This is a genomic window from Sporosarcina sp. SAFN-015 (genome assembly GCF_051966875.1).
GTDB lineage: Bacteria > Bacillota > Bacilli > Bacillales_A > Planococcaceae > Sporosarcina.
This window is the reverse complement of the sequence record NZ_JBQCKP010000001.1, coordinates 22997-40078: the sequence shown is the minus strand read 5'-3', so window position 1 is coordinate 40078 and position 17082 is coordinate 22997. Positions and strand designations below refer to the sequence as shown.

General features: G+C 44.5%; 15 protein-coding genes. 9 read left to right on the top strand and 6 right to left on the bottom strand.

What is annotated here, in order from left to right; genetic code table 11:
- Nucleotides 1-4: 4 nt before the first annotated feature.
- From ACTHPA_RS00175 to ACTHPA_RS00145, 7 genes are all read left to right on the top strand, one after another.
- Nucleotides 5-646, top strand: coding sequence for a YesL family protein (locus ACTHPA_RS00175; RefSeq protein WP_440498036.1), 642 nt, complete (start codon nucleotides 5-7; stop codon nucleotides 644-646).
- A gap of 25 nt (nucleotides 647-671) precedes the next feature.
- Nucleotides 672-1880 carry an N-acetylglucosamine-6-phosphate deacetylase gene (gene nagA, locus ACTHPA_RS00170; protein ID WP_440498035.1) on the top strand — a complete coding sequence of 403 codons (1209 nt, stop codon included), beginning with the start codon at nucleotides 672-674 and terminating at the stop codon, nucleotides 1878-1880.
- A gap of 59 nt (nucleotides 1881-1939) precedes the next feature.
- The gene (locus ACTHPA_RS00165) at nucleotides 1940-2671 is read left to right on the top strand and encodes a GntR family transcriptional regulator (RefSeq protein ID WP_440498034.1); all 732 of its coding nucleotides are present in this window, start codon (nucleotides 1940-1942) and stop codon (nucleotides 2669-2671) included.
- A gap of 196 nt (nucleotides 2672-2867) precedes the next feature.
- On the top strand, nucleotides 2868-3710 hold the full coding sequence (locus tag ACTHPA_RS00160) for a class II fructose-bisphosphate aldolase (protein WP_440498033.1): 843 nt from the start codon (nucleotides 2868-2870) through the stop codon (nucleotides 3708-3710).
- Nucleotides 3707-4639, top strand: coding sequence for a 1-phosphofructokinase (pfkB, locus tag ACTHPA_RS00155; protein ID WP_440498032.1), 933 nt, complete (start codon nucleotides 3707-3709; stop codon nucleotides 4637-4639). The genes ACTHPA_RS00160 and pfkB overlap by 4 nt, the downstream gene beginning before the upstream one ends.
- A gap of 13 nt (nucleotides 4640-4652) precedes the next feature.
- The gene (locus tag ACTHPA_RS00150; protein WP_440498031.1) at nucleotides 4653-5672 is read left to right on the top strand and encodes an SIS domain-containing protein; all 1020 of its coding nucleotides are present in this window, start codon (nucleotides 4653-4655) and stop codon (nucleotides 5670-5672) included.
- Nucleotides 5673-5681: 9 nt separating this feature from the next.
- Nucleotides 5682-6623 carry an ROK family protein gene (locus ACTHPA_RS00145; RefSeq protein ID WP_440498030.1) on the top strand — a complete coding sequence of 314 codons (942 nt, stop codon included), beginning with the start codon at nucleotides 5682-5684 and terminating at the stop codon, nucleotides 6621-6623.
- 87 nt (nucleotides 6624-6710) lie between these two features.
- Here ACTHPA_RS00145 and ACTHPA_RS00140 read toward each other — a convergent pair whose 3' ends face one another.
- The 6 genes from ACTHPA_RS00140 to ACTHPA_RS00115 form a co-directional block, all read right to left on the bottom strand.
- Nucleotides 6711-7817 carry an ABC transporter ATP-binding protein gene (locus tag ACTHPA_RS00140; RefSeq protein ID WP_440498029.1) on the bottom strand — a complete coding sequence of 369 codons (1107 nt, stop codon included), beginning with the start codon at nucleotides 7815-7817 and terminating at the stop codon, nucleotides 6711-6713.
- 159 nt (nucleotides 7818-7976) lie between these two features.
- Complete coding sequence (gene dgoD / locus ACTHPA_RS00135; RefSeq protein ID WP_440498028.1) at nucleotides 7977-9125, bottom strand: galactonate dehydratase; 1149 nt, start codon at nucleotides 9123-9125, stop codon at nucleotides 7977-7979.
- Entirely contained in the window at nucleotides 9122-10018 is an 897-nt protein-coding gene (locus ACTHPA_RS00130; protein ID WP_440498027.1) for an SMP-30/gluconolactonase/LRE family protein, read from the bottom strand. The genes dgoD and ACTHPA_RS00130 overlap by 4 nt, the downstream gene beginning before the upstream one ends.
- Nucleotides 10011-10658 carry a bifunctional 4-hydroxy-2-oxoglutarate aldolase/2-dehydro-3-deoxy-phosphogluconate aldolase gene (locus ACTHPA_RS00125; protein WP_440498026.1) on the bottom strand — a complete coding sequence of 216 codons (648 nt, stop codon included), beginning with the start codon at nucleotides 10656-10658 and terminating at the stop codon, nucleotides 10011-10013. The genes ACTHPA_RS00130 and ACTHPA_RS00125 overlap by 8 nt, the downstream gene beginning before the upstream one ends.
- A gap of 9 nt (nucleotides 10659-10667) precedes the next feature.
- Complete coding sequence (locus tag ACTHPA_RS00120) at nucleotides 10668-11618, bottom strand: sugar kinase (protein ID WP_440498025.1); 951 nt, start codon at nucleotides 11616-11618, stop codon at nucleotides 10668-10670.
- Between the two features lie 15 nt (nucleotides 11619-11633).
- Nucleotides 11634-12416, bottom strand: a complete 783-nt coding sequence (locus ACTHPA_RS00115; RefSeq protein ID WP_440498024.1) for an SDR family NAD(P)-dependent oxidoreductase — start codon at nucleotides 12414-12416, stop codon at nucleotides 11634-11636.
- Nucleotides 12417-12626: 210 nt separating this feature from the next.
- Here ACTHPA_RS00115 and ACTHPA_RS00110 point away from each other — a divergent pair, with 210 nt between their 5' ends.
- The gene (locus tag ACTHPA_RS00110; protein WP_440498023.1) at nucleotides 12627-13820 is read left to right on the top strand and encodes an ROK family protein; all 1194 of its coding nucleotides are present in this window, start codon (nucleotides 12627-12629) and stop codon (nucleotides 13818-13820) included.
- Between the two features lie 170 nt (nucleotides 13821-13990).
- The gene (gene ebgA, locus ACTHPA_RS00105; protein WP_440498022.1) at nucleotides 13991-17065 is read left to right on the top strand and encodes a beta-galactosidase subunit alpha; all 3075 of its coding nucleotides are present in this window, start codon (nucleotides 13991-13993) and stop codon (nucleotides 17063-17065) included.
- Nucleotides 17066-17082: the final 17 nt, after the last annotated feature.

Below are 17082 nucleotides of genomic sequence, written 5' to 3'. Positions count from 1 at the left end.
TTCAGTGGGGTTGACAGGGTGGAGAGGAAAATTATATTGGTTTGCGGAATTGGTAATGATGTTGGCGGTCGTCCAGCTGCTATGGATTGGATTGACGTTGCTCGGAGCCATCGTTTTTGGAGTCACTCCAGCTACAGTCGGGATGTTTCATGTCATGCGGAAAAGACTCCAAGGCGAGGATGATCTGAAAACGTTAGTTCGAAACTATTGGCAGACGTATAAGAAAGAATTTGTTACGTCGAATAAAATAGGCATCGTCTTAATTATTCTCGGTTATTTTCTAGTGCTGAATTTTCGGATCGTGTCAACAATCGGTGGGATGCATGGATTGGTTATGCTTGCATTGCTCAGTATGGTCCTGTTGTTATATGCGGTACTGGTAATGAATATCTTTCCTGTTTTCGCCCATTATGAGCTTCCCTTCACCCGATATTTTTCGACTTCCATTTTGCTAAGCATATCGTTTCCGCTTCAAGCGCTTATGTCGGTCATTGGTCTTTATGGACTGTATCGTCTTTTTTTATTCATTCCTGGACTGCTGCCTTTTTTCGGAATCAGTATAACCGTTCTGTTCCTGTCGTGGATGTCCTCTGGCATATTCCGTTTAAAAGGGAAGATGGACGGCACATTGCAGGCGGAAGACTAGTAGACTTGGAAAGGACGTTATGATCATGAAACCAATTTGGCTGCTGAATGCAACAATCGTATTGGAACGATCGATATTAGAAGACGGATACTTATGTTTGAAAGATGGTACAGTTTGTTCTCTCGGACATATGATAGAATGCCCGCCCATTCCTGATTGTGATCTGCAGTTTGATTGCCGATCAAGGAAACGGATCATCCCCGGTATGATTGATATTCATGTTCATGGTGCGGGCGGTTTTGATGTGATGGATGCTTCGGTTGAGGCGTTAGAAGGCATTGCAAAAAAACTTGCACAGGAAGGGACAACTTCCTTTCTTGCCACGACGATGACAAACCCGGTCAATCGGATCGATGAAGCGATGTCTGCTATAAAAACGTACCGTGAGCAAAATATGCAAGGCGTTCCTGAAATGATTGGCATCCATTTGGAAGGGCCTTTTATTCATCCGGCACAAAAAGGGGCTCAGCCGGAGCAGCATATTTTACGCCCCGATATTGAATTGTTTAACGAGTGGCAACGGTTATCGGGAGGGGCAATCAAAATTGTCACCTTTGCTCCTGAGATGGGCGATCGTTCCTTTGTTGAAAGGGTCGTTGAAGAAGGGGTCATCGCTTCGATTGGACATTCAAATGCGACATATGCAGAAACGTTGCAAAATGTGCGAAGTGGTGTAACACATGCGACCCATTTATTCAATGGAATGAGAGGGCTTCATCATCGCGAACCTGGAGTGGTAGGAGCAACACTGCTCGCTGACGACGTTTTTGTCGAAGTAATTCCGGACGGACATCATTTTCATCCTGATTTGCTGAAACTTCTATTGAGGCAGAAGGGAATCGAACGGACGCTTGTCATAACAGATGGCATCCGGGCAAAAGGAATGCCTGATGGGGTTTATGATTTAGGAGGGAACAATGTTATCGTGCAAGATGGAAAATGTACGTTAGAACAAGGGGCTTCCTTAGCAGGCAGCATCGTGACGATGAATGAAGCGAGGAAAAACATGGCGAAGTGGGGCGGCCTGTCATTGCTTGAGCAGACATACGTTACTTCATCGAATCAGGCAAAACGGTTAGGCATCGATTCCCGGAAGGGGTCCATTGCAGTAGGAAAAGATGCCGATATCGTCATTCTAGACGAAACGGACCAAATCGAAATGACAATCTGTAATGGGACGATTGCCTATGCATCCGCCAACTCCGATTTCAAGAGATTATATGATTTTATGTGAAATTTGCTGAAGTGATGATATATTGGAACTTGAAGAACAATTTAAAAGGATGAATTTGGATGAAACCATTAGATCAAGCAAGCATTATTCCATTATATTATCAAGTGAAGCAACGTTTAGAGGAGCGCATCAAATCTGGTGAATGGAATCCTGGCGATAAAATAGATTCGGAAAACCAGTTGATGGCTGCATTTAACGTTAGTCGAAATACAGTGAAAAAGGCCATTGAAGAAATGGTGCAAGAAGACATGCTTTACCGGATTCAAGGAAAAGGGACTTTCGTTGCGCACCCGAAGTTTGAACAATCGCTCGGAGGATTTTATAGTTTTAGCCAAGTGCTGCGCGATAAAGGCTTCAAACCTTCGGATATCGTTCTGGAAGTTGAAGAAGTGAGTCCTTCCTCGGCTGTGCGAAAAGGGTTGCAGCTTGAGCGCGAGGAAAAAGTGATCAAAATGAAACGTATCCGTTGTGCAGATGGGGAACCGATCATATTGGAATCCTCCTACATGCCCAAGTCAATCGTACGAAATAAGGATGATTTGTTTGATGTTGCAACGTCATCGCTGTACGACTTGCTGGCGAATCGTTATGGCGTTTCCGTCATCCGTGCGAAAGAGGCATTTGAGCCTGTTTTGATCCGGGAAGAAGAAAGCGTCCATTTGAAGACGGAAGTAGGAAAGCCTGCTTTGCTATTGGAACGTACAGCTTTTGATACGAACAATCGTCCGGTGGAATTTTGCATATCAATCGTACGTGGCGATCGCTGCCGGTTTTATACCGATTTAGTGTAAGTACATAGTTTATCTATGTGCTTCTCTCACTATTATTGTCCAGCTACAGGCGGCAGCCCCTCGAGTCGCTTCGGATTTGAAAGAAAAGGCAAAGTGCGCCTTTTTTTCAAATCCTCCAGCGCTTGTCGGGGCTAAACGCCGCCTTCCGCTTTTCGTTAGTTGTACCAACAACCCTATAATAGAGGAGGTTATGTAAATGCCATTAGTTACTACAAAAGAGATGCTAAAGGATGCTCGAGACAACCATTACGCAATTGGGGCATTTGGTGCACATAATTTGGAAATTATCAAGTCAATCATTGCAGGAGCTGAATCGGTCGGGGCTCCGGTCATTTTACAAACTACATCTAGTACATATAAATATGTCGGAATGCCTTATATGATTGCGATGGCAAAGGCGGCGGCTGAACAAGCGAAAGTGCCGGTCGCATTGCATTTGGATCATGGGGAATCTTTCAATGTCGTGATGGAATGTTTGCGGGCAGGTTATACGTCTGTCATGATAGACGGTTCGACTCTTCCGTATGAGGAAAATGTGATGCTCGTCAAACGCGTTGTGGAGGCTGCGAAGCCGATCGGGATACCGGTGGAAGCTGAACTTGGAACGATTGGCGGTGTGGAGGATGACCTCGTTATCGATGAAAGCATGGCGGTATTCACCGATCCGCAACTTGCTGGTGAGTTCGTACGGGAAACGGGTATCGACTCATTAGCCCCTGCTTTCGGAACTGCCCACGGAAACTACAAGCAAGAACCGGATTTACAATTCGATCTGCTTAGGAAGATCCAAGAAGAGACATCGATTCCATTAGTGATGCACGGTGCATCGGGCGTCAGCGAGGAAAGTGTGCGCAAGGCTTTGAATCTTGGTGTGGCGAAAGTGAATTTCTCGACAGAATTAAAGGACTTATTTGCCGATGAATTGCGTTCCTATTTCATTGAAAATCCAAATGAAAATGATCCAAGGAAATATTTCCTGCCGGCAAGAGAAGCGCTCATCGACTTAGTGAAAAAGAAAATTGAGATGCTGCAACGATGATAACAACGATCACATTGAACGCTGCAATCGATCAGGTTTACCGGATTGGTAGTTTGGATGTTGGCGGAGTCAATCGGATCTCGAATATGCACCAAGACGCTGGTGGAAAAGGCCTGAACGTCGCTAAAGTTCTTACTTCATTAGGCGCTGAGGTAGATGTCGGCGGTTTTTTAGGCGGCAGCAATGGTGAAAAAATCCGTCGCCTCGTGAAAGAAAAAGGGATTTCTGAACAGTTCATACCGATAGCTGGTGAAAGCAGAGTATGCTTGACTGTTATGGAAACTTCAACAGGGAAGGGCACAGAGCTGCTGGAAAGCGGCCCAGTCATTTCCGAGGATGAATGGAAGTCGATGCTAGACTGGTTGCGCGAGAAATCGAAGAAGACCAAATGGTTTGCATTGAGCGGCAGCTTGCCGAAAGGGTTGCCTGATGATGCTTACGCGCAAATGATCGATATCATTAATGCGAATGGCGCTAAGTCGGTGCTCGATACGAGTGGAATGGCATTGCGGTATGGCATAGAAGCGAAACCGTTTGCAATCAAGCCGAACGAGCAGGAATTTGCTGATATGGTCGGAGCAGAGTCCTTGTCCACGGAGAGGATGCGTAGAGAAGGATGCCGCCTTGTAGAACAAGGAATCGGGCATGTTTGTCTTACATTGGGAGGAAAGGGAGCGCTGTTTTGCAATCAATCAGGTTCCTTCCAGGCGGAAGCACCCATTATTGACCTCAAAAACCCTGTAGGGAGCGGAGATGCATTCATCGGCGGATTGCTGTACGGGTTTTCCTCTTCTGAAGATGATGTGGAAGCGTATAAGAGGGCGATTGCGTGCGGTTCTGTCAATGCGGCACACCCGGAGATCGGATACAGTGATTGGAATGAAGTCGTGGATGTAATGAAATCGATTGAGATTAACGAATTGAATTGAGGAGGAGATTACGATGATGCATACGTATAACGAAATTAAAAACCAGGCAGAACAGCTGCATAAGACTTATGAACTTTTGGAGAAGAAAGCTTTCAATTCGAGCGAAGTCGACCAAGTCCTCTTCACGGGATGCGGCACGTCATTTTACTTGGCTTCTTCGGCAGCGAGATACTATCAAAGCATAACGGGTGTGCTCGCCGCGGCTGTGCCGGCTTCCGAGCTGTTTCTTCATGCTTCTTCGTGGATCATACCAGGGAAGAATTATTTAGTAGTCGCTATTTCACGATCTGGGACGACATCGGAAATCATTATGGCATTGGACAACTTGAAGGAGAATGAGCAAATCCGTACATTGGCGATCACTTGCAATGGCGATACGGCAATGGCTGAGATGGCTGATGAAGTAATTGCTCTTGACCATATTTCGGAGAGAAGTGTTGTCATGACGCAATCTTTCTCAAATATGATGTATGCTTTGCAATTGTACGCAGTGAAGTGGGCTGGCTCTCAGCAAGACTTGAAGGAGCTTGCACTCATCCCGAATCTTGTGAATGGATTGATTTCGTCAGAGAACCAGACGAAGAAGATTGCGGAAGACTTGACGAAAAAACGATTCATTTATCTTGGATCTGGTCAATATAACGGATTGGCGAAAGAAGCTACATTGAAATTGAAAGAAATGACGCAAACAGAATGCGAAAGCTATTCCAGTCTTGAATTCAGGCACGGTCCCATTTCAATTGTAGACGAATCGACTGTTGTCATTCTACTTGCACAAAAGGAGACGGCCGCTTTTGATCAAAGTCTTGTGAAAGATATACAGCGTCTTGGCGGATATGTGCTTGTCATCGGACCAACAAATGAAGATTTTGAAGCGAATCAACTTATTCGACTGACTGGTGAAATTACCGACCGCAATCGTTACTCACTATACGTTCCGCTCCTTCAATTCCTGGCATATGAGCGTGCTGTCCGTCTCGGATACAATCCTGACCAACCGCGAAATCTTACACAGGTCGTCAAATTGGCGTAAGTGGATCGAATGGAATATATACTCGCGGCGGACATCGGAGGAACGAAGTTGGCGGTGGCGCTTTTCAGTATGGATGGGGTAATGGTCAGCTCCACTGTGAAGAAGAGTGAAACGGAAGACGGAGAATTGCTTTATCGCTTGTTTACGAACGCGTGTGATGAATTGTGCACGGAAGCCGGATTAGAACGAACGGCTATAAAGGGCATCTCAATTGGACTACCTGGTATCGTGGATGTGGATAAAGGGGTCGCGGTATTCCAAAACAATCTACCGTGGCGGGACTTTCCGATAAAGGAACGGTTGTCGGAGCTTTACTCTTCGGCAGATATCAAAGTGGATAACGATGTGTATATGGCTGCATGGGGAGAGTATAAACAGAGGGACTTTGCCGAAGAGTCTCTCGTTTACATCACGTTGAGCACAGGCATTTCCTGCTGCAGCATAATTGGCGGTCAATTCGTGCGAGGAGCGGGAATGGCTGGTGAAATAGGGTTCGGCATCGTGGATGATCGTATGTCGAGCTTGGAGACGCAAGTGTCGGGACCTGCAATGCAGATGAAAGCGAAAGCAGCTTATGCCAATCCGGAAATGTCGCTGCACGATGTAATGGACCGCTATTACGCAAATGACGATCAAGCGGTCTTCATTCTCAGCGAAGCCGTTAGGGCATTGGCAAGGGAAGTACACCATACACTTCTCCTGCTCGATCCACATGCAATCGTATTAGGCGGCGGTGTGTTCAACAACCATCCGCGACTCGTCGAAGCCGTGAAAAAAGAACTGGCCGATTATGTACAGCATCCTTTATTCAAAGGGAAAGAACGGCGGATTGAGCCGAGCCTTTTGAAAGGGGATGCGGGATTATGGGGCGCCTTTTTCCGCTTCGGAACAACAAGGAAGGATCCTGTGGAACAGGGTAATCCAATATACTATTTAACGAATGAGGTGTAGGATATGTTAATATCCTGCACCTTTTTTATGTTCGCGGTTATAGCAATGAAAAAGCCTTTGCTCGTCTGAAGAGCAAAGGCTTGTATATTATACCTCTTCTGTTATGCGCATTTCCGTCGTTTTATCAAAGAAATGGGCTTTTTCCAAGTCGAAGACTAACTGTAATTGTTGTCGAGGCTGAACATCCGCATCCGCATTCAATCGAGCGATGAATGATTGTCCTTCAATAGAGGAATATACCATCATTTCAGCTCCGGTCAATTCGGCAACATCGACCTGTACTTGCACAACGGAGTCAGACGAATGCTCAGTACCATCGCTCATATAATGGATATGCTCTGGTCTGACGCCAAGTATTACTTCTTCTCCAACGAGTCCCCGCTTTTCCAACAGTCGATATGCCTTTTCTGGAATCTTGAATGAAACAGGTCCGATGGCAAATTGTCCATCCTGTATGGTACCTGTAAAGAAGTTCATGGCCGGGGACCCGATGAATCCACCTACAAAGACGTTTTGTGGATTTTCGTATACTTCTTTTGGCGTCCCGATCTGTTGAATCAATCCATCTTTCATAACGACAAGACGCGTTGCCATCGTCATTGCTTCCGTCTGATCATGTGTTACGTAAACGGTTGTTGTACCCAAACGCTGATGCAATTTCGAAATCTCCGCTCGCATTTGAACCCGCAACTTAGCGTCAAGGTTTGAAAGAGGCTCGTCCATCAAAAACAATTTAGCATCCCGTACGATTGCCCGGCCGAGTGCAACCCGCTGTCTTTGTCCCCCAGACAAAGCTTTCGGTTTACGTGTCAAATATTCATCTAGCCCGAGAATGTCTGCTGCTTTTCTAACCCGTTCGTCAATCTCAGCTTTTGAGAATTTACGAAGCTTCAATCCGAATGCCATATTATCGTAAACGCTCATATGTGGATATAGCGCGTAATTTTGAAACACCATGGCGATATCGCGATCTTTTGGAGCAACATCGTTCATCAGTTTGCCTTCAATCCGCAGCTCTCCATCAGTTATCTCCTCAAGTCCTGCAATCATCCGTAACGTAGTGGATTTACCGCAGCCGGAAGGACCGACGAGGACAATGAATTCCTTTTCCTCGACGCGCAAATTAAAATCCGATACAGCAACGGCGTCATCCCCGTACTTTTTATAAATACGATCCAATACTAACTCTTCCATTGAAGCCACCCCTTTAATTAGTTCATACAGTAAGGATAGCAATGCAGCCGAAAGGGAGGTATGGACACGTTGCACAAAAAAGATTCGCAATGAATTGTGCACACTGTCTTCTTACCGAGAAGTGAGATTCTCAGCATCTTTGCCCCTTCCTGCCATCACTTACCACTCGGCAATCGATCCGTCTGCATGACGCCAAATTGGATTCTTCCATTGATGGCCGATTTTACTCATTTCTCTGACGTATTCTTCGTTAATCTCTATGCCCAATCCTGGCAGCTTTGGTATGTGCAAAAATCCATTTTCATACGTAAATGATTGGTCTTCTATTACATAATCAAGCATGTCGTTTCGTTCGTTATAGTGGATCCCTAAACTTTGCTCTTGAATAAAAGCATTATAGGACGTGGCGTCAACTTGTAAACAAGCAGCGAGTGCAATGGGACCTAATGGGCAGTGAGGGGCAAGTGCTACGTCGTAGGCTTCTGCCATCGAAGCAATCTTTTTCACTTCTGTTATTCCGCCAGCGTGCGACAGATCGGGCTGAATGATGTCCACATAACCGTCTGCCAAAGCCGTCTTAAAATCCCAGCGAGAAAACATTCTTTCACCGATGGCAATCGGTGTAGAGCTTAGCTGGCTTAGTACCTTTAACGCATCGTTCTGTTCAGGTAAAATAGGCTCTTCAATGAATAAGGGCCTGAATTGCTCGAGTTCTTTTATTAACACCTTTGCCATCGGCTTATGTACTCGGCCGTGGAAGTCGATTCCGAAGTCGATCGTATCGCCAAAATGATCACGCAGAGCGCCGATGCGTTCGATGACTTGATCGACTTTTTTATAGGAATCAATTATTTGCAGCTCCTCGGATGCATTCATCTTTACGGTATCAAAGCCGGTATTGACGACCGCTTGAGTCGAGGCGATTAAATCAGAAGGACGATCGCCTCCTACCCACGCATAAGTTTTGATTTTATCGCGACATGCACCGCCCATCAATTCATAGATCGGTGCATTGTAAAACTTGCCTTTAATATCCCATAGAGCTTGGTCAATTCCGGCAATTGCGCTCATTAAAATAGGTCCGCCCCGGTAAAATCCGCTTCGGTACATCATATTCCAGTGATCTTCGATATGAAATGGGTTTTTTCCAATAAGCTGTTCCATCATTTCGATGACTGCCGCTTTTACAGTATCCGCTTTTCCTTCGATGACAGGTTCGCCCCATCCAATTATTCCGTCAGATGTCGTGATTTTGAGAAATAACCAGCGAGGGGGAACTTTAAAAAGTTCATAGCTAACGATTTTCACACCGAAACATTCCTTTCTTCGGGTAGGTATGGGTACAACGGGAGGCCGGCAACCGGGATGTCCACGGAAAAGACACTTCCCGATAGCGGGAATTGGTGAAGCTCCTCAGAGCTTAGGCCGTCTCTCGCTGTTGTAATAAATAGTGTTCTGAAGTCTCGGCCACCAAATGTTACGGACGTGACATGGGGGGCGGGAATACTTATTTCATCCATAATTTCACATGTGGCAGGATTGAAATAGATGACTTTTGAGCCGCCCCACATTGCGATGTATAGACAATCATTGGAATCAATTGCTATACCGTCAGGTGTTCCATCGCTTTCCTCAAACGTATAGAGCGGTTTCCGGTCTTGGATTGCACCTGATTCCAACTCGAATTTGTATTCATAGATGGTGTTTCGTCCACTGTCCACATGATACATTTTCGTATTGTCCTGATTCCAAGCAAGGCCGTTTGAAATGATAATAGTAGATGCTGCCTTTGTGATTTGTTGATTGCCATCCAATCGGTACAGGTTTCCGTTAGGGGAGGAAGGTGCAAATTCCATAGTGCCAGCCCAAAAACGTCCTTTTGCATCACATTTGCCGTCATTGAAACGGTTGCCGGGCAACTCCGATTCAGGATCTGCGATGAACCGAAACGATTCTTGCCTTATATCAAAGAAAGAAAATCCATTTTCCGCAGCAACGAGTAATGTCTGTTCATCAACGAAGGAGAAGGCCCCGATATGCCGATCGGTTTGAATTGTTTTTACTTCGTTATCGTCCAAAGAATAGAAATGTAATTGCTTCTTCAGAATATCTGTCCAAAGTAAAGTATTCGTTTCAGCGTGGAACACAGGACCTTCTCCTAGCTCTGCTTCCATTTGGTAAAAAAGGTTCGCTTCACGCATTCCGTTTCACTCCTTGAACTTGTCTTACTAGTTTTTGTGCGGTATCCGTAATGGTCTGCAAATGGACGGTGTCAGGGTTTGTACAATTTGTATGAAGGCCGCTGCTCACTCCGAAGCCGGCACAGTCCATTTTCAAATACTGTTCGATCGTTGTTTCGTCAATTCCTCCGGTAGGGAGGAGCGGAATATGGGGAAGCGGACCTTGTAAATCCTTTATATAAGCTGGTCCAAATCTGTTTGCAGGAAATAATTTCACGATATCCGCACCATAGTCATACGCGTTTACAATCTCGGAAGGCGTAAGTGCTCCGGGAATGGAAACCGCACCTACCTCTTTCGTCCGCCTGATAACGGATTCGTTCAGATTAGGGGATAATATGAAACTTGCCCCAGCTTGGATATAGGAAGCAATCTGATCCGGATGTAATACTGTTCCTACACCAATCGTCAATAATCCACCGTATTTCTTTTTAAGATTTTCAATGATCGACAGGATATTTTCTGTATCCGCCGTTATTTCAATCAATCGGATATTCCCTTTCACAAGTGCCTCTACAATCGGATATATATCTTCTTCATGTAATCGCCTAAGAATCGCAATTATTTTATGTTCATATATGCTTGTTAGCGTCTGTTGCATGGCTCCTCCTTATCTACTTACATTGTCCGCTCGACTACCATTCATGAATTGTTCAAGTTCACGAGGGGTTGGAAGATTTGTAATGTCGCCGACTGCCGTTATTGCCAAAGCGCCCATCGCATTGGCAGTCCGGACGGTCTTCTCCAATGGAAGTCCATCCAGCAAGCCAGAAATGATTCCGGCGGCAAAGGCATCACCAGCACCTACAGAATCAACGATAGTCACGTCGAAGTGGGGAACGAAGCCTTCCTCCTCGGAAGTGAAATAGTAAGCACCTGTTTTTCCGTCTTTGATGACGATTGTCTTTATTCCCAATGAAAGAGCCGATTTGGCCAGTTCCTGTATCGTCTGCATGCCAAGCAATTGAGAGGCTTCCTGCACATTCGGCAAAAACACGTCCGCATACGATAAGATCTGCTTCAGCTTTTGCAAATACATAGGCTGTTTTAAAAACTTTGCACGGATATTCGGATCGAATACGACGGTCACTCCGTATTTTTTACACCAGTCCAATGCTTGCATGATTAGTTCATAGGCTGATTCGCTAATTCCTGGAGTGATGCCGGTCACATGAAAGATTTTTAATCCGATAAATTGTTCTTCCGACAAGATACCAGGGTGCATGTAAGAGGCGGCAGAACCGTCCCGATAATATTGAATGCGAATATCATCAAAATGCCTGATTTCCTTAAATAGCAACCCGGTCGGTCCTGCATCGCTCACTTTTACACATGATGTATCCACACCTTCTCCACGGACGAAGGATAATAGTGCTGTGCCAAATTCGTCGTCTCCGACTTGGCTGACCCAGCTGACAGAATGACCGAGGCGGGTGAGTGCAATGGCTACGTTTGACTCTGCACCGGCAAAAAAACGGGTGAATTCTGTACAGTAACGCATTGCACCTGGAGTTTTGGGCGAAAGGACTACCATGCTTTCCCCGATTGTCAACACATCCATTACCATCAGTCCTTTTTAGGCATATTTCGAATGATACAGTCTCGTACTTAGCCCGCCATCCAACGTTATACATGAACCTGTCATTTGGTTCACTAGACCGGAAGACAGAAAAACGCAAACGTTAGCCACTTCTTGCGGATTGCCCATCTTATTCGTCGCATGCAATCCATCCACTTCTTTTTGGATGAATTCCTGATCCTCAAATGTAGATAGCCAATTTTGGTGGTGATGCGTGTCCATAAATCCGGGACATACAGCATTTACACGGATACCATATTTACCAAGGCTCAATGCCAAACTCTTTGTAAATCCGACTACACCGGACTTAGCCGCAGCGTACATCTCCGTATCTGGCAGCGTTGCATGCACATGGTTGGAAGCGATGTTAATGATAGATCCGCCGCCATTTTCCTTCATGACACCCGTTATATATTTACTCGTTAAGAAAATGCTTCTTAGATCAGTATTCATGACGAGTTCCCAATCTTGCATTGTGCAGTCTTCAATCGATTTGAAAATTGTGATGCCTGCGTTATTGACAATGGTATCGACGGTTCCAAATTTATTCACAGCCGTCTCAATCATTTGTTTAATGCTGCTTTCATCAGTAACATCCGTTTGGATGAACAATGCTTGGCCACCATTTTCAGTAATTGTTTGTTCGGCGTCTTGACCTGCCTTTTCATCCACCTCTGCCACAATGACGATAGCTTTTCTTCTTCCATATTCTTCAGCAATTGCTCTTCCAATTCCTTTGCCTGATCCTGTGACAATTACGACTTTATCTGTCACATCCATTTCATCACCTACTTTATAATTTAAGAGAGAATATACTTACTTAATTAAATTAATTATCTAACTAGCGATAATACAACTGAAAAAAAGAATTCGAATACCAAAATTGTACAATAACTATCCAAATGTTGCAATCATTAAAATATTTATTAAAATATGTACCTGTGTATAATGGAAAAGAAACGATGCTCACTTGAAAAGATACAAGGAAGGATGAAGACATTGAGACATGGTACTTTTAAATGGATGAAGTCTATAAACCGGACGATCGTATTGAATAAAATTCGAAAAAACGCACCTATATCTAGAGCACAGATTGCTAGTGAAACAGGGCTTACACCGCCGACTGTCGGCAATATTGTCAAAGGATTGCTGGAAAAGGGGCTAATCAGGGAGACGCAATTGGGAGAGTCACAGGGAGGACGCAAACCAACTCTCTTAATGTTGAATAGCAATTATCTTTTTGTCATAGGAGTGGACGCTGGACCAGCTCATATTAGATGCATCCTTACCAATTTGGAGGGACAAACAATAAAAGAGTATACTAGTCCATCCATAAAGGGCATTTCTGAAGAGCGATTCTTGCAAGAAATGATCATCGGCATTCAAAATTTGCTCCATGCGGACATTCCGAAAGAGAAAGTGATCGGCATAGGGGTTGCTATGCATGGGGCTGTAGATGCAGTGACTGGGACAGGTTTATTCGCTCCTAACTTAGGATTTAAAAACGTACCGATTAAGCAGCGTCTTGAGGAAGAATTCGACATGGATGTCACAGTCGATAATGACGCCAGAGCGATGGCAATGGGTGAATATTGGTTTGATGAGCATGGAGGTCTGGAGACGCTCGTGGCGCTTAATATTGGCAGCGGTGTCGGATCAGGAATCATTTTAAACGGGAAGCTTTTTTACGGCGCGCAAAGCGTGGCAGGGGAAATTGGACATATGACGATCGATTTGTATGGAGAGCTCTGCGAGTGCGGAAATGTTGGATGTTTGCAAACCCTTGCAACAGGCGATGCCATTGCGAGACAGGCCAAAAAAGAAATGACGCTTGAGATGATTAATCAATTGGAGGAACCTTTGTCTGGTGAAACGGTCTATAAATTGGCCAAGGAAGGCAATGAAATAGCAATTCGAGTGCTGGAGAGAACCGGAACAGTCATCGGCATCGGGATTATCAATCTGATCCATTTGCTCAACCCGGAGCGAATTGTCATTGGAGGAGGCGTATCCATGGCAAGTGAATTTATTATGCCGAGCATAAAAAGAGCAATCCAAGATAGGGGATTGACGCAACAAGTAAAGGATACGGAAGTCGTGTTAGCTAAGCTTGGATCAGATAGTACCGTCAAAGGAGCCATAGCAATTGTTTTAGACACGTTATTCCATCCGAAGAATAGTTAATGATAATTCTAGTTAAAACATTCCGAAAACTATTGACAGCGAAAAAACGAAATGCTAGAATCCTAATTAATTAATTTAATTAACTAAGCGATTTGCTCTACGAATTCGAATGTCTTATACGGTTTAGCAAATAGAAAGATATTCTTAGTTAGGGGCGAAAGGGGAAAGCAATGGCAAACTATAAAGTTTGGGAAGATTACACAATGACCGGCATCCAAGTATTGAAAAGTCGGGCATACTTCCATGCGTTCAGTACGAAAAGAAACGCAGAGAAAAATGATTTCTCTTCTGAAACAACTTATAAGTTGTTGAATGGAGAATGGAAATTCTTATTTTTGAAGGCGCCGGAATACTCGCCGGAAGGATTTGAAAATGCGGATTTTGATACCGAAGCATGGGATTCGATAGAAGTCCCGAGCAATTGGCAGATGAAAGGATACGGCAACATGCACTATTCAGATCTGTGGTACAACTTTCCGATCAATCCTCCCTATGTGCCTACCGAAAATCCAACCGGCATTTACAAAAGGAGCTTTTACATCCCAGCTGATTGGCTGAAGGAACAAACCATACTTCGCTTCAATGGCGTAGATTCCGCTTTTCATCTTTGGATCAACGGCGAGGAAGCCGGCTATGGAAAAGGTTCTCGTTTGACTACCGAATTCGACGTGTCATCTTACGTCCAGGAAGGTTGGAATGACATTACCGTCAGAGTATACCAATGGTCTGATGGAACCTATTTGGAAGATCAAGATATGTGGTGGTTAAGCGGCATATTTCGGGATGTGGAGCTTTTTACGCAAAAAGTGACCGGAATCCAGGATTTCAAAATAGAAACCGAATTGGATGAGAAATATGAAAGCGCTCTACTGCGAGTGACAGGACAATTCCGCCATGTGAAAACGGGCTGTTCCATACACTATGAACTATTCGATGAAGACGGAAAGAGCGTGTTCCAAGAAGAAGTCGACATTACTGAAGAGACGAATGTCTTTGAAAAGAAGGTAGAAGCTCCGAAACTATGGAGTGCAGAATGTCCATCGTTGTATCAGTTACTTATAACTTTTATGTGTAACGGTGAAATCCAGGAAGTTGTGAAGCAAAACGTTGGTTTCAGAATGATAGAACTGAAAGGCAAAACGTTCACGGTGAATGGTGCCGCCATTAAGTTGAAAGGTGTAAACCGACACGATTACAACCCGCGAACGGGAAGGGTCGTATCGAAAGAAGATATGATCAAAGACATTACATTAATGAAACAACATAATATCAATGCGATCCGGACGGCACATTATCCGAACTCTCCGTATTTCTACGAGTTATGTGACAAATATGGCATGTATGTCATTGATGAGGCCGACGTTGAAACACATGGATTTGAATTGACCGCCAACTACAACCGGATTGCTGATGGAGCTGACTGGGAGAAAGTGATGGTTGACCGGATGATACGCATGGTCCAGCGTGACAAAAACCATCCTTCCATCATTATGTGGTCATTAGGAAATGAATCGGGATTTGGTCATTGTTTTAAGAAGATGGCAGAAGCGGCAAGAGAAATCGATTCAACTCGTTTGATCCATTATGAAGGTGATTCGAAGGCAGAGGTCACTGACGTATATTCGACGATGTATACATGGATTGAGAATCAGCCAAAAGGCCGTAAGACAATGAACGATATTATCGAGTTGAGTGAAAAACCGCATGTTCATTGCGAATACGGCCATGCGATGGGGAACGGGCCAGGTGGATTGAAGGAATATCAGGAACTGATTTATGCACATGATCATCTACAAGGCGGCTTCATTTGGGAATGGTTTGATCATGGAATTGAGACAGTCGGAGAGAATGGCGAAGTGTATTATCGCTATGGCGGTGATTTTGGAGATGACCCGACAAATGGAAACTTCTGCATTGACGGACTCCTGATGCCCGATCGTACTCCATCGCCGGCATTACTAGAGTACAAGAAGGTTATCGAACCTGTTCATACTCATGTGATCGACTTGGAAAAAGGACACCTGAAAATTGAGAATAAGTACGATTTCATCTCACTAGACCATTTGACGCTGAACTATGAAATTACGATGGATGACACCGTCCTTTCAAGCGGGGAGTTCCCGTTGCCATGTATACCGGCGCGGTCGGGGAAAGAAATTACGCTTCCTTTCGATTTTGATTTCCAAAAGGTGTATGCGGGTGATGTGTTAATAACCATCTATTACTCAACAAATCGATTTACTGACTGGTGTCAGGCTGGACATGTACTTGCGACAGCCCAGTTCGAGCTGCAAGTGAAGAAAGAGGAAATAGAATTGGCTCCTTCCGGAGAGATCTTTGTCGAAGAATCACAATGGCAACTGACTGTCTATTCGGAGCGATTCAAATGGGTCTTTGACAAAATTGCAGGCAAATTATTGGCGGGGACAAAAGACAATGTCGAGTTGATTGAAGCGGGACCAAGATTACAATTTTGGCGGGCGCCGATCGACAATGATATGTATCTGTTAAAAGACTATAAAGAGAAGTATTTTATGCATTTATGGCATGAAAGGGTGGAGCGTTTCCATTTTACAAAGGAAGACAACAAGGTTGTTATTTCCATCGATACTGTAAACGGGACGACGAATGCCTCTTGGTTTTACCGTTGCAGCCAGCAATATGTAATCTACCCGAACGGAGATATCCAGTATGAAGTAAGTGGCAAGCCATCAGGGGAATTGGACCAAGCTCCGTTGATGATTCCGAGGATTGGTGTCGAAATGAAGCTCAACAAAACAATGGACCATATTAAGTGGCTTGGGAAAGGGCCAGGGGAGTCCTATTCCGACTCAAAACAATCGCAGCTAATCGGAGTTTACGATAATAACGTGGATGGACTATTTACCAACTATGTACATCCACAAGCAAACGGAAACCGAACAGAGACGAGATGGATGAGTGCCACCAATTATAATGGTGCAGGACTTATGGTAACAAAGCAAAACATGGATTTTGACTTTAGTGCATCGTATTACGAAGAGGCCGATTTGGAACAGGCAAAGCACACCATTGAGCTAACGAAGAGAGATTATATCGTCCTCCATATCGATTATAAGCAAAACGGACTTGGCTCTAATTCATGTGGCCAGAACCAATTGGAAACGTATCGCTGTAAATTTGAAGAGTTTCAATTACAAGTGAAAATTTCCTTGTTCTCGAAGAAGGAGAGAGACGAGAAATTGATTTATCTGGAAAAATTATAAAAGGGAAGCTGAGGGGT

What these genes read in the sequence shown, in the direction of transcription:
- nagA (WP_440498035.1), top strand. Translation starts at nt 672, where the DNA reads ATGAAACCAATTTGGCTGCTGAATGCAACAATCGTATTGGAACGATCG.
- ACTHPA_RS00125 (WP_440498026.1), bottom strand. Translation starts at nt 10,658, where the DNA reads ATGCAACAGACGCTAACAAGCATATATGAACATAAAATAATTGCGATT.
- ACTHPA_RS00160 (WP_440498033.1), top strand. Translation starts at nt 2,868, where the DNA reads ATGCCATTAGTTACTACAAAAGAGATGCTAAAGGATGCTCGAGACAAC.
- ebgA (WP_440498022.1), top strand. Translation starts at nt 13,991, where the DNA reads ATGGCAAACTATAAAGTTTGGGAAGATTACACAATGACCGGCATCCAA.
- ACTHPA_RS00145 (WP_440498030.1), top strand. Translation starts at nt 5,682, where the DNA reads ATGGAATATATACTCGCGGCGGACATCGGAGGAACGAAGTTGGCGGTG.
- ACTHPA_RS00115 (WP_440498024.1), bottom strand. Translation starts at nt 12,416, where the DNA reads ATGGATGTGACAGATAAAGTCGTAATTGTCACAGGATCAGGCAAAGGA.
- ACTHPA_RS00150 (WP_440498031.1), top strand. Translation starts at nt 4,653, where the DNA reads ATGATGCATACGTATAACGAAATTAAAAACCAGGCAGAACAGCTGCAT.
- ACTHPA_RS00130 (WP_440498027.1), bottom strand. Translation starts at nt 10,018, where the DNA reads ATGCGTGAAGCGAACCTTTTTTACCAAATGGAAGCAGAGCTAGGAGAA.
- ACTHPA_RS00165 (WP_440498034.1), top strand. Translation starts at nt 1,940, where the DNA reads ATGAAACCATTAGATCAAGCAAGCATTATTCCATTATATTATCAAGTG.
- ACTHPA_RS00120 (WP_440498025.1), bottom strand. Translation starts at nt 11,618, where the DNA reads ATGGATGTGTTGACAATCGGGGAAAGCATGGTAGTCCTTTCGCCCAAA.
- pfkB (WP_440498032.1), top strand. Translation starts at nt 3,707, where the DNA reads ATGATAACAACGATCACATTGAACGCTGCAATCGATCAGGTTTACCGG.
- ACTHPA_RS00140 (WP_440498029.1), bottom strand. Translation starts at nt 7,817, where the DNA reads ATGGAAGAGTTAGTATTGGATCGTATTTATAAAAAGTACGGGGATGAC.
- ACTHPA_RS00110 (WP_440498023.1), top strand. Translation starts at nt 12,627, where the DNA reads ATGAAGACATTGAGACATGGTACTTTTAAATGGATGAAGTCTATAAAC.